Annotated in this window: 12 protein-coding genes; 8 read left to right on the forward strand and 4 right to left on the reverse strand. The window is 70.4% G+C overall.

What is annotated here, in order from left to right:
* The first annotated feature begins 197 nt into the window (after nucleotides 1–197).
* Nucleotides 198–1,040 (forward strand): patatin-like phospholipase family protein, encoded by an 843-nt coding sequence (locus tag IU452_RS07670; RefSeq protein ID WP_195108169.1) that lies wholly within the window; start codon nucleotides 198–200, stop codon nucleotides 1,038–1,040.
* Between the two features lie 19 nt (nucleotides 1,041–1,059).
* On the opposite strand, the gene IU452_RS07675 is transcribed toward IU452_RS07670, so the two are convergent.
* The gene (locus tag IU452_RS07675; RefSeq protein WP_195108170.1) at nucleotides 1,060–1,587 is read right to left on the reverse strand and encodes a DUF6069 family protein; all 528 of its coding nucleotides are present in this window, start codon (nucleotides 1,585–1,587) and stop codon (nucleotides 1,060–1,062) included.
* Nucleotides 1,588–1,617: 30 nt separating this feature from the next.
* A complete protein-coding gene (locus IU452_RS07680) occupies nucleotides 1,618–3,489 on the reverse strand; it encodes an amino acid transporter (protein WP_228817025.1) in 1,872 nt (623 codons plus the stop codon).
* A gap of 422 nt (nucleotides 3,490–3,911) precedes the next feature.
* Between IU452_RS07680 and IU452_RS07685 the strand changes: the two genes are divergently transcribed.
* The 5 genes from IU452_RS07685 (at nucleotide 3,912) to IU452_RS07705 (ending at nucleotide 10,046) form a co-directional block, all read left to right on the forward strand.
* A complete protein-coding gene (locus tag IU452_RS07685) occupies nucleotides 3,912–5,273 on the forward strand; it encodes an MFS transporter (RefSeq protein WP_416382282.1) in 1,362 nt (453 codons plus the stop codon).
* A gap of 147 nt (nucleotides 5,274–5,420) precedes the next feature.
* A complete protein-coding gene (locus tag IU452_RS07690; RefSeq protein ID WP_195108172.1) occupies nucleotides 5,421–6,080 on the forward strand; it encodes a response regulator transcription factor in 660 nt (219 codons plus the stop codon).
* Entirely contained in the window at nucleotides 6,077–7,495 is a 1,419-nt protein-coding gene (locus IU452_RS07695) for a sensor histidine kinase (protein ID WP_195108173.1), read from the forward strand. The genes IU452_RS07690 and IU452_RS07695 overlap by 4 nt, the downstream gene beginning before the upstream one ends.
* Nucleotides 7,496–7,539: 44 nt before the next feature.
* A complete protein-coding gene (locus IU452_RS07700; RefSeq protein ID WP_195108318.1) occupies nucleotides 7,540–8,499 on the forward strand; it encodes a TAXI family TRAP transporter solute-binding subunit in 960 nt (319 codons plus the stop codon).
* A 128-nt stretch (nucleotides 8,500–8,627) separates the two neighbouring features.
* A complete protein-coding gene (locus IU452_RS07705) occupies nucleotides 8,628–10,046 on the forward strand; it encodes a carotenoid oxygenase family protein (protein ID WP_195108174.1) in 1,419 nt (472 codons plus the stop codon).
* Here the strand turns inward: IU452_RS07705 and IU452_RS07710 are convergent.
* On the reverse strand, nucleotides 10,033–10,296 hold the full coding sequence (locus IU452_RS07710) for a hypothetical protein (RefSeq protein ID WP_195108175.1): 264 nt from the start codon (nucleotides 10,294–10,296) through the stop codon (nucleotides 10,033–10,035). The two genes, IU452_RS07705 and IU452_RS07710, sit on opposite strands and share 14 nt — an antisense overlap.
* 101 nt (nucleotides 10,297–10,397) lie before the next feature.
* Here IU452_RS07710 and IU452_RS07715 point away from each other — a divergent pair, with 101 nt between their 5' ends.
* Both IU452_RS07715 and IU452_RS07720 read left to right on the forward strand, forming a co-directional pair.
* Nucleotides 10,398–11,294, forward strand: a complete 897-nt coding sequence (locus IU452_RS07715) for an SMP-30/gluconolactonase/LRE family protein (protein ID WP_195108176.1) — start codon at nucleotides 10,398–10,400, stop codon at nucleotides 11,292–11,294.
* A gap of 192 nt (nucleotides 11,295–11,486) precedes the next feature.
* The gene (locus tag IU452_RS07720) at nucleotides 11,487–12,020 is read left to right on the forward strand and encodes a hypothetical protein (protein ID WP_195108177.1); all 534 of its coding nucleotides are present in this window, start codon (nucleotides 11,487–11,489) and stop codon (nucleotides 12,018–12,020) included.
* Nucleotides 12,021–12,084: 64 nt separating this feature from the next.
* On the opposite strand, the gene IU452_RS07725 is transcribed toward IU452_RS07720, so the two are convergent.
* Complete coding sequence (locus IU452_RS07725; protein ID WP_195108178.1) at nucleotides 12,085–12,465, reverse strand: hypothetical protein; 381 nt, start codon at nucleotides 12,463–12,465, stop codon at nucleotides 12,085–12,087.
* Nucleotides 12,466–12,842 lie beyond the last annotated feature (377 nt).

Here is a 12,842-nt window from a genome sequence, read left to right on the forward strand (position 1 = left end):
CCGCGTGCGAGCAGCGCCGCCACCGCCTCACCGGGCACCATCGGCACCGTCATAGCCCGTACGGTCCCGTTCGCGGCGCGCTTCGATCGGTGTGTGAGAGTAGCGACGTCGGCCCGGGCCGGCACGCGACAGGGGTGGTGGGCCCGGGATTTCGGGCGGCATCCGGGCGCGGTGGCGGGATCGGTAGGGTGAGGGCTATGTGTGCTGCGGTGTCGCCCAAACGTTTTCGGACCGCGTTGGTGCTGGGCGGGGGTGGGGCGGTCGGGTTGTCGTGGTTGGCGGGGCTGGTGAGCGGACTGGATGCGGCCGGGGTGGATCTGCGGGTGGCCGACCGGTTCGTCGGCACCTCCGCCGGGGCCGTGGTGGCGGCGGTGCTGGCCGGGGACGGGGATCTCGGGCGGCTACTGCGACCGGCCTCGGATCGGGCGCCGGCGGTGTCGCCGCGGGTGTCGTTCGCGCAGATGTTCGCTCCGCTGCGGGAGCCGGCGCTGGATCTGGCGCAGGCGCGGCGCAAGGTGGGGGAGTTGGCGCTGGCGGCCGAGGCGGGCGACCCCGGCGACCATGTCGCGCGCATGGCCGCGCTGATCGGGACCTCGCAGTGGCCGCCGCGGGATCTGGTGGTCACCGCCGTCGACATCACCACCGGGGCCCGGCAGGGATGGACCCGTGACGGGGCGGCGTCGCTGGCGCAGGCGCTGGCGTCGAGCACCTCGGTGCCCGGCGTGTTCCCGCCGATCCCGATTCAGGGCCGCCACTACATCGACGGCGGCATCGGCTCCCCGATCAACGCCGACCTGGCCGCGGGCGCGGAGGTGATCGTCATCGTGGAACCGCTGGCGCACATGTTCTCTCACCTGCCCGCCGACAGCGAGCTGGGCGAGGCCACCACGGTGTCGCTGGTCCCGGACACCGAAGCCATCGCCGCCATCGGCGCCGACGTCTTCAACCCCGCCGCCCTGGCCCCCGCCTACGCGGCCGGTGTCCGCCAATCCGCCGACGCCGCAACCCTATTGAAGTCCCACGGCTGGCCCGCCCGCTGAGACCCCTTCTCGCCCACCGCTACTGATAGCGCACCGAACCGGCCGCCACCGAAGCGAGCACCGTGATCAAGCACACCCCCGCCACCAGATTGATGGCGGCGGTGGCGATCTGGGCGCTGGTGTCGGCGGTGACGGTGAACGGCAGAATCACCGCCGCGGCTGTCAGCAGGGCGGTGATCCAGCGGAAGAAGGTCAGCGGGCTGGGCAGCAGCGCCAGCAGCAGATGCAAGAGGCCGGTGGCCAGCAGGGTGAGCGCGGCCGCACCCAGCGCGTAGGTGGTGGTGTTGGCGGTGCCGTAGGCGCCTTCGCGTTCGGGCGCCAGCACCGGGATGCCGAATACGCCGCGCACCAACAGGATCGCGACCACGATCAGCAGCGCCATCACGATCGCGGTACCCGCGCCACCGGCCCACAGCCGCCCCACCCGGATGCGCGGCGGCCCGGCCTGCGGCGGCACGTATCGAGGGTCGGGTTGCGGCAGGTACGGCCGGTCGCGACCGGGCTCGTAGTAGTCGCTCATATCACCGAGGTACCCCGGCACCGGCACCCGCACTCCTGGGGCCGGGGGCGCGCGGGGTCAGTTGTCGACGTGCACGTGCGGGCGCTGATGCGGGTCGGGCACGGCGCGGCGCAGGATCTCCCGCGTCACCGGCGCCACCTCACCCTCACCGACGAACAGGAACTTCAGCAGGTTCACGATCGGATTGCCTTCGGTCCATTCGAAATACACGTGCGGGTTGAGCCCGGTGCGGTCGCGGATGGCCAGCAGGATCGCCGCGATCGAATTGGGCACCGCCGCCGCCTGCACCGCCAGGATCTTGTAGCAGTCCAGCTCGACACCGGTGACGTGCAGGTCGGTGGAGAACTCCGAGGCGTCGGTGACGATCACTTCCAGAAACAGGATCGGATCCTGGGCGGGCAGGTGGCTTTCCTGCCGCTGCTCGGCTTCTTTCTCCCGATAGTCGTCGGGGCGGCGGTGTTCGCCGGCCTCACGATCGTGGGTGACGACGCGGACCGAGCCGCCGGCGGCGACCTTATCGATCAGCCACGCCGCCTTGTCGTCGAAATCGACCTCGATCGCCCGCAACTCGAAGGCGCGCCGGGCCCGCGACAGCAACGACACCACGATGATGGTGAGGACGAACAGCGACGCCAGCTGCACCCCCTCGGGGCGTTCGACGACGTTGGCGAGGGTGGTGTAGACGAACACCGCACTCACCATCGCGAACCCGATCATGGTGCGGCGCTGGTGCCGACGCGCCGCCGACAAGGTGACCGCCACCGCCGCGGAGGTGATCAACACCAGCACCCCGGTGGCGTAGGCGCCGCCCTGCGCATCGACATCGGCGTCGAAATACCAGGTGATGACGAACGCGATGACCGCGAACACCAGCACCAGCGGCCGGGTGGCGCGCGCCCATTCCGGCGCCATCCCGTAGCGCGGCAGATACCGCGGCACCAGATTCAGCAGCCCCGCCATCGCCGAGGCCCCGGCGAACCACAGGATCGCGATCGTGGACAGGTCGTAGACGGTGCCGAACCCGTTGCCGAGATAGGTGTGCGCCAGATATGCCAGCGCCCGCCCGTCGGCCGACCCGCCGGGGCGGAACTCCTGTTCGGGGATGAGCACGACGGTGATGACGCTGGACACGATCAGAAAGCCGCTCATGATCAGCGCCGCGGTGGTCAGCAGCTTGCGGGTGCCCACGATGCGGGTGCGCGGACGGTCCTCCGATTCGCCGGGGGCGCCTGCGATGTGCGGCATCACCGCCACCCCGGTTTCGAATCCCGACAGCCCCAGCGCCAGTTTCGGAAACACCAGCAGCGAAATCCCCACCATCGCCGCGATACTGCCGTGCTGGGCGGTCATGGCGTGGGTCCAGTCGAGCACCAGATCCCGCGCGGTGCACACCTGATACAGCCCCACCACCTCCACCACCAGGTTCACCGCCAGATAGGTGCCGACCACCACGACCGCCACCCCGATCGCCTCGGCGAACCCCTTGAGGAACACCGCCGCCAGCAACGCCAGCAGCACCAGCGTGATCGCCAGCGCATGTCCGCGCAGCGGATCGGGCACATACGGGTTCTCCACGATGTGGGCGGCGCCGTCGGCGGCCGACAGCGTCATCGTGATCACGAAATCGGTGGCCGCGAACCCGAGCAGCACCAGGATGAACAGCTTGCCGGTCCAGCGCGGCAGGATCTCGGCGAACATCGCCAGCGACCCGCCGCCGTGCGGAGATTCCGCGGCCACCCGCCGATACACCGGCAGCGCCCCCACCAGCGTCAACGTCACCAGCACCAGGGTGGCCAGCGGGGAGAGCACCCCCACGGCCAGCGCCGCGATCCCCGGCTGATAGCCCAGGGTGGAGAAATAGTCGACACCGGTCAGGCACATCACCTGCCACCACGACCGCTGCCGATGGGTGTCGGCCGCGCGCACCATCGGGCCGGGATGGCGGGAGTAGCGGCTGTCGTCGGCGCCCTGCAGCCATGCCGCAACACCGCCGCGGCGCCGTTCGACAGTCCTGCTCACGGATCCCCCTTCGGGGCTTCGCGTCCGGGCGGCCCGGACGTGCGGCATCGTCGGGGTCAATGTACGCGCCGCAGGCGAGCAGCCCGGCGAACGACCCGTGCCAACCCACCCCGGCCGCCTGTCCGATATTTCCGGATGAGACCGCCACACCAGTTCCCCCCAGCCCCACCGGCCACACTGTGTCAGCGATCACAGTCGAGGGTATCGGTGCACGTCGCCCCGCACGCCACCCACCCCGGCGCCGCACCCGTCTTGTTTGCCCGGTGTACCGCTCGGGTACACGGCAATTCCGTGTCGGTCTCACGTGAGAACCGGCCGACCGCAACAACACTATGAAGGTGAGAGGAGCGCGCGTGGAAGACCACGAGCAACCGATACCGCAGAGGCGTTCGGTCGCTGCCGCCGCCATGGGCAACGCCACCGAATGGTTCGACTACGGGGTCTACGCCGCGACCGCCGGATATCTCACCGACGCCTTCTTCCCCGGCAGCCTCGGCACCCTGGGCACCCTGCTCGGTTTCGCGATCTCGTTTCTGCTGCGCCCGCTCGGCGGCATGGTGTGGGGACCGATCGGCGACCGCGTCGGCCGCAAAGCCGTGCTGGCCACCACCATCCTGCTGATGGCCTCGGCCACCGGCCTGATCGGCCTGCTCCCCACCCACACCTCGGTCGGGGTGCTGGCCCCGATCCTGCTGATCGCGCTGCGCGTGGTGCAGGGCTTCTCCACCGGCGGCGAATACGGCGGCGCCGCCACCTATATCGCCGAATCCGCCGACGAACGCCGCCGCGGATTCCTGGGCAGCTTCCTGGAATTCGGCACCGTCGGCGGATTCGTCGGCGGCTCGGCGGTGGTGCTGGCCTGTCAGCTGGTGCTGTCCGAAGACGCCATGCACAGCTGGGGGTGGCGCATCCCGTTCCTGCTGGCGGTCCCGCTGGGACTGATCGGCTGGTACCTGCGCACCCGGCTGTCCGAATCGCCGGTGTTCACCGAGGTCGCCGAGTCCCAGGCCGAACAGCCGCGCGGCGGGCTGCTCATCCTGATCCGCGACTACCGCCGCGAACTGCTCACCCTGGGCGGGCTGGTGGTCGCGTTGAACGTGGTCAACTACACGCTGCTGGCCTATCAGCCCACCTACCTGAACAAAACCATCGGCCTGGGCGAATCCCAGACCACCGCGATGATGCTGGCCGGGCAGCTGGCGATCATGGTGATGCTGCCGCTGTCGGGAGCGATCTCGGACCGGGTGGGGCGGCGGCCCATGTGGCTGGTGTCGCTGATCGGGCTGGGGGTGCTGGCGGTGCCGATGTACATGCTGATGGGTCAGGGAACCGGCTGGGCCATCCTCGGATTCGTGGTGCTGGGCCTGCTGTATGTGCCGCAGCTGTCGACCATTTCGGCGACCTTCCCCGCGATCTTCCCCACCCACGTGCGCTACGCCGGATTCGCGTTGGCCTACAACGTGTCCACCGCCGCCTTCGGCGGCACCGCGCCGCTGGTCAACCAGGCCGTCATCGATCGTTTCAGCGGCGGCGATCCCGACAGCATCTGGATCCTGTTCCCCGCCTTCTACACCGTCGGCGCCTGCCTGGTCGGCCTGGTGGCGTGGGCGTTCCTGCGAGAAACCGCGGGCGCCTCGCTGCGCGGCACCGAGGTCCCCGTCACCGGCGAGCAACCGGTCGTCCCGGCGAAGTAGCCGCCCCCGGGCGGCGCCTGGTACCCGCACCGAGCGCCGCCCGGTGCGGGCCGAGCACCGCGGCCCACGGGCGTTTTGGCTCGACCGCCGCGGCGGGGCGATAGCATCCGGTTCCGGACGACAGCACGATGAGTGGAGATAGTTGCGGTGCGCTTGGCAGTGGTGGAGGACGACGACGGGGTGGGAGATGCGTTGGTGGAGGCGTTGTCGGTGCGCGGCCACCACGCCCACCGCATGCGCCGCGGCGCGGATCTGCTCATCGCCCACCGCGGCTATGACGCGGTGATCCTGGATCTCGGGTTGCCCGACGCCGACGGCCTGCAGATCCTGCGCCAGTTGCGGGAGGTCAGCCCGGTGCCGGTGGTGATCCTCACCGCCCGCAGCGACGAACGCTCGATCGTGCGCGGATTACGCGGCGGCGCCGACGATTACGTCGTCAAACCACCCCGGATCGCCGAACTGGTGGCGCGGCTCGAGAACGTCACCCGCCGCGCGGCCGCCGCCACCCAGCCCGCGCCGCGGATCGTGGAAACCGGGGATGTGCGGGTGGATCTGGCCGCGCGCCGCGTGCAGGTCGCCGGGCGCCCGATCGCCTTGACCGCCAAGGAATTCGAACTGGTGCAGGCGCTGGTGGAACGGCCCGGCGCCGCGGTGAGCCGCCAGCAGCTGATGGACCGCATCTGGGGTGACGCGTTCGTGGCCGTCTCGCGCAGCCTGGACGTGCACATGGCCGGGCTGCGCCAGAAACTGGCGCGACCGGGCCTGATCACCACGATCCGTGGCTACGGCTACCGCTGGGGCGAATGAGGCGACGGCTGCTGGCGGTGCTGACCGTGTTTGCCACCCTCGCGGTGCTGTCGTTCGCCGCCCCGCTGTGCTCGATCGCGGCCACCAGCCGCACCCAGCAGCTGGTGCTGGGCCGCACCGCCGACGCCGACTGGTTCGCCACCATCGCCGCGACCGCCGCCACCACCGGCGACGCGCACGCCCTGGCCGTGGAAGTCGGCCGCTACCACGAACTCTACGGCGACGACGTGCTGATCGTGGACGCCCGCGGCACCCCGCTGGCCGGGGCCGGCGCCGACCCCCAGGATCCGGTGGTGCAGCAGGCGCTGGCCGACGCGCGCCGCAACCAGCGCGCCGCGCCGGTGACCCAGTTGCTGCCGTGGGGCCCGGACACGGTGCTCATCGCCCGCCCCATCGGCACCGGCGTGCAGGTCAACGGGGCCGTGGTGATCGAGGCCGCCACCGCCCGCGCCCGCACCGACATCCTGCGCACCTGGGGCATCGTGGCCGCCGGGGCGCTGGCGGCGATGGCGTTGTTCACCGTGCTGGCGCTGGCATTGAGCCGCTGGGTGCTGCGCCCGCTGGCCCAATTGTCCGGCGCGGTCGCCGAATTGACCGCCACCCTGCCCAAACCCCGCGACGAAACAATCGAACACGCCACCATGACCCGCCGCTACGGCGGCCCACCGGAGATCCGGGCGGTCGCCGAATCCTTCGACGCGATGGCACTGGCGGTGCTCGACTCCGCTGCCGCGCAACGCCAGCTGGTCGCCGACACCGCCCACGCCATGCGCAACCCGCTGGCGGCGTTGACGATTCGCCTCGACTCGCTGCAACCGGCGATCCCGCCGCCGGCCGCGGCCACCTTCCGCGGCGCGGTCGCGGAGGTCGAACGGCTCACCGGACTGCTGGACGGGCTGCTGAGCCTGGCTGTCGCCGAAGCCACCAGCGACTTCGATCCCGCCGACGCCGAGAGCGACACCGGCTGCGACGCCGTGCGCGTGGCCGAGGACCGCGTCGACGCCTGGCACACCGCCTTCGAACACGCCGGGCTCACCCTCGAACTCGCCACCGCCGCCGAGCGTCTCGACGTCGCCGTCCCGGCCGCGGTGCTGGCCCAGATCCTGGATGTGGCGCTGAGCAATTCCTGCCGCTACGCCGGTGACGGCGCCCACACCCGCCTGCACCTCGACCGCACCCCCGACCGCGTCACCCTCACCGTCTCCGACAACGGCGTCGGCGTCCCCGACACCGAAATCGACAAACTCACCACCCGCTTCTTCCGCGGCTCCACCGCCGCCACCACCGGCTCCGGGCTGGGCCTGCCGATCGCCGCAGCCCTGACCACCGCCCGCCAAGGCACCCTGACCGTGCAACCGGTCCACCCCCACGGCCTCGCCGTCGTGATCGAACTGCCCGCGGGGGTCCCGCAATGAACCACCGCAACTCCCTCCCCAGGGACGGCGTCGGCGCTGCAGGCATGCTCGGGGAGGCACCCGGGCCGGCTGACGGTCATGGTCGAAGTGCTGGTGTGACCCGGCGCGAGTTCCTTGCTGGTGTAGCAGTTTTCGGGGCGGCCGCACTGGCGGGGTGTGGGCGTGGGGGAGTGCCGACCGTGCGGCTGGCCGCGGGGGAGGTGGGCGGTTTCTATCACGCGTTCACTCAACTGCTGGCCGCCGCTGCTGCCGAGGCGGGCACGGTGCGGATCGAACCGGTGACGACCGGAGGCTCGCTGGCGAATCTGGAGCTGCTGGCGCGCGGACACGCCGATGCGGCGCTGGCGCTGGCCGATTCGGTGGCCCTGGTCGGCGGCCAGCTGACGGCGATCGGGCGCGTGTACGAGAACTATCTGCAGATGGCGGTGCGGGCGGACGGGCCGATCACCACGGTGGCCGGACTGCGGGGCGCCCGAATCAGCGTGGGCGCACCGGGGTCGGGCGCCACCCACACCGGGGAGCGGCTGCTGCGGGCCGCCGGTCTGGATCCCGGGATCGACGTGGCGGTCACGCATCTGGCGTTACGCGACGCGGTGGCCGCCATCGCCGACGGCAGCGCCGACGCGCTGCTGTGGGCGGGCGGGGTTCCCACCGGCGTACTGGACGTGCCGCGCACGCTGCGGCTGATCGATCTGGGCGGGCTGGCCCAGCCGATGCGCGACCGCTTCGGCTACCTCTACGACCGCGTCGTCATCCCCGCCGACACCTACCCCCACTCGCCCGCCGTCCCCACCATCGGCGTCGCCAACCTCCTGGTCACCACCCCTGCACTGCCCGCCGACACCGCCGACGCACTGACCGATCTGCTGCTCACCCGCGCTGACGATCTCGTGCCCGACGCCGCGGCCGGTACCCAATTCCTCGACGCCCGCTCCCTGATCAGCACCAACAACATTCCCCTGCACCCGGGCGCGGCCCGCGTCTACCGCCGCTACCACGGCTGACCCGGCCACTGCGTTGACACTCACACCCAGCACTGAGAGACTTTGAAGGAAAACATCTCACCATCTCTGCCGGATGGGTCGCAGCACGCAAGTCCCGCAGCGTTGGTGCTCACAGTGGAGGAACACTGATGCCTTCGGTCACCGATGCCCGAAACCCCCTCACCCGCGCATTCGAACCCGCCGCCGAAACCCCCGAGGAGGTCGTGCTCGACGTCTCGGGCACCATCCCCCAACAATTGCGCGGCACCCTGTACCGCAACGGCCCGGCCCGGTGGGAAGCCGGGGGATTCCGCGCCAACCACCCCTTCGACGGCGACGGACTGGTCTCGAAATTCACCATCGACGCCGGCACGGTACGCTACCGGTCCCGCTACGTACGCACCCCGAAATACCATGCCGAACACCGCAACAGCGGCGCCCGCGTGCGCGGCCTGTACAGTCCGGCGTCCGGTATCGGCGCCAATATCGGCCGACTGCCCGCCGACAACGCCAACACCCACGCCGTGGCCCACGCACAGCGGCTGCTCGCCCTCAGCGACGTCGGCCGCCCCTGGCAGATCGACCCCCACGACCTGCACACGATCGGCCCCTGCGATTTCGACGGCACCCTCCCGCGACTGACCCGGTTCTCACCCCACCCCAAAATCGACCCGATGACCGGCGACCTGTTCAACTTCGGCCTGGATCTGGCCCTGGGACACAAGATCCCGGTCGGCCTGCGCTGCTACCGCGTCGATCCGGCGGGCCGCCTGCACACCATCGGACTGGTCACCCTGGACGACGTCATCGTGCAACACGATTTCGCCATCACCGAACACTATCTGGTGTTCGCACTGGCACCGATCACCGTCGACCCGATCCGCGCGGGCCTGGCCATGCTGGGCCGGGGCACCCTCGGCGACGCCGCCGACTACCGGCCCGAACGCGGCATGCGCATCGTGCTCGTCCCCCGCGACGGCGGCAGACACCGTGTCATCGAATGCGAACCGTTCATCTACGTCCACGTCGACAACGCCTACGAAGACGGCACCGACGTGGTAGTCGATGTGGTGCGCCACGACTCGTTCGACTTCCTGACCACCGCCCTGAAAACCTTCCGCGACGGGCTACCCGCGGTCGGGCGGGCCACCCGGCTGCGCGTCACCGGCACCGGCCGTGTCCTGCGCGAGGACATCGGCGAGTCCGAATCGGTGGAATTCCCCATGCACGACGACCGCCGCACCGGGCGGGCACACCGCTTCAGCTACTTCGCCGCCTACCATCCCGACACAGACGGCGCCCTCGTCAAACTCGACCACCACACCGGCCGCGAACGCCGCCACCCCTTCCCGCACGGCGAATTCCCCGGCGAACCGGTGTTCGTGCCGCGCACCGCCACCGCCGCCGAAGACGACGGATGGATCCTGGCCGTCACCTACCTGGCCGCCGAACACCGCACCGCCCTGATCATCCTCGACGCCACCGACATCGAACGCGACCCCCTCGCCATCGCCCGCCTGCACGGACCCCTGTTCCCAGGCTTCCACGGCAGCTTCACCGCCCACTGACCACACCCGCCGCGGCAGTCACACGCTCGAGCGGGCACGGAACAGGCCCCGCCGGAGTGGTCATCTCGATGATCACCGGCAACGGCACCACCGGCGCATAATCGGGCCCCACCTCCTGCTGCCGCCACAGCGCCAGCACACCCCCGATCAGCAGCGCCAGCGCCGCCACCGCACCCAGCAGCGGCCGCCGCCACCGGACCCGGCCCCACCACCGCCGGCGTCCCAGGTGATCACCCGCGTCGGTCGCCATGCAACCCCCTGCTCAACAAAGGCCATCGTCAGCCGAATCGCCCTGCGCCGCCGAACGTTACGCCCACCGAACGCCCCACACCGTAGGTTGGGGGAATGAGCATGCGGGGCAGGAAAATTCGCGCGACGGCCGCCGCCGTGGCGATCGCGGCCGCCACCGGTGCCGCGGCAGGATCAGCGCACACGGCACCCACCCGGTGCGGCGGCTGGCAGATCGACACCGTGGCGACCATCGACGACCAGCTGGAGAACCTCGAACCGGACGGACAGGGCGGGTTCTACCTGTCCGGAGACTCCCGCATCCACCACCTCGACGCCGCCGGGCAACTGCGCACCGTGCTCACCGACCTCACCGTTCCCCGCGGCCTGCAACGGAGCGGGCCGACGCTGCTGTTCGCCTCCGGCGACAGCATCCAGCAGTGGGACACCACCACCGGCGAGCGCAGCACCGTGGCGCAGGCCGCCTCCCCCAACGGACTGCTGCGCCTGCCCAACGGTGACCTGCTCACCAGCTGGGTCGGCACCGACATCGGCGTCGCGTCGCCCGGAGTGACCCGCTACCACCACGACACCGGCACCGTCCAACCCCACTGGTCGACGGTCCCGCGTTCGGAAGGCCTCACCCTGAGCCCCGACCACCGCGCCGTCTACACCGACGACCTGTTCACCGGACAGATCATCCGCATCCCCCTCGACACCCCGAACCGGTGGCAGGTGGTCGCCACCATCGCCAACCCGCTCGCCGGGGTCGACGACCTGACCATGTCCCGCACCGGTGACCTCTACGTCGCCGCCCACCTCGAAGGCGTGATCTACCGCCTCGACCCCGCCACCGGCGCCACCTGCCTCGCCGCATCGGGCTTGCCGAGCGGATGGACCGGACCGAGTTCGGTGCGCATCGCCCCCGACGGCGACCGCTGGGCGCTCTACGCCACCGCCTTCGACGGCACCCTGCGCCGCCTCCGCCCACCACCCGATGTCGACCTGCAACCCGTATGAGGAACCAACCGGCCTGTCCCCGAAGAAAAAACGGGCCCGCACCACCGGCGGGACTGCCTTTTTACTGCCACAGCGCCCAAGGGCACCACAACAGTGTCCCAAAACCCTTCCTATTCCGGGAATAACACGTCACATTGAACAGGGAGGGACGGGCGTAACATGCCCGTCGACTCGCTGCGATCGGAGGCGGTCATGAACAGGCTGGAACGGCAACTACTTTCGTTCCTCGACACACTGCGGGAAAATCCCGCCCCCGACAACGTCGCCGAAGTGCGCCGCGCGGTACTCGCCCTACACGACCAGGCCGCCGCCCTCGACCCCACCGACCTCTACGAGCAGGGCATCCGCCACCTCTATGACTACGTCGACGCCTCCACGCGCACCGCCGTCGACGACCCCACCGGCTGGCTGGGCGGCCGCCGCACCGAAATCGAAAACTCCCTCGCGTCGATACTGGCAGCCGTGCGCCGCGGCGGCTCGGTCTACGCCCTGTCCTGCGTCCGCGACGACCTGGGCCGACTCGAACACCACATCGAAACCCTGCACCCCACCGAACGCGAACCCCTGCGCTGCCTACTGGCCTACGTCCAAATGAAAACCCGCCAAGCCCTGGAACTGGCCGTGCGCACCGACTGGGGCGTCCCCACCGGCCAGCGCCGCCTCGAACGCGACCGCCCCGCACCCGTCGGCGCCGCCCCCAGCACCCACCCCCGCCCCTGGCGCTGACCCCCATCACACCCCATCCCGCCGAGCGGCGGCCACTGCGCCCCGAACACCCTGCGCCGCACCACTATTCACTATCGGCAGCCGAATGCGGTTCACAGCGGCGCGCCAGATCGGCCACCCGCGCACGATATTCGACCGGCGTGATCTGCCCCGCCATCCGCGCCGCCAGCAACGCATTCTCCGCATTCAACGCCGGCCACACCTGCGCCGGATCGGCCCACTCCAACGTCATCTGCGCATCGAGCACCAGCGCCGGCTCCTCCGCCGACGGAACACTCGCCGCACGAACATGATCACCACGAGGGCGATGTCGACCCGAACCACGTCGACCCGAACCACGCCACGCCGTCGGGCGGACCCGCAGATGCAGGCACACCGCCAAGGCCCACCACAACGCGATCGTGGCGGCCACGCACACCAACAGCAGCACGAACCCCATGCTCATCAGCGGGTCTCCTCACGCTTGCTCGAGCCCACTTTTACTATTCCCCGTCCGAGCGGCCCGAATCAGTACAGATGGATCATCGGCCGTCACCGCCGTCGGCCGTCACCGCTGTCGGCCCGGGTATGCGAATTAGGGTACTCCGCGGGAACACCTGTCCGAGAACACAATCCGATCACCGAAACCGAAACGATCGACCCCCGGCCCTGGCGCAGCGGCCGCCGACGGCGCATCGTCGAAGGTGGGGGGACACCCAACCGGCCCACGGGAAACGGACCCACACCATGAACGGCGACGCCATCAGAGCCGATGCGGCAGCTGCACCCGACGACAGAGACTTCGACCCACGCTGGACCATCCGCCAAACCCCCACCCGGCAC

This window comes from Nocardia transvalensis, from assembly GCF_015477765.1.
Classification (GTDB): Bacteria; Actinomycetota; Actinomycetes; order Mycobacteriales; family Mycobacteriaceae; genus Nocardia; species Nocardia transvalensis_A.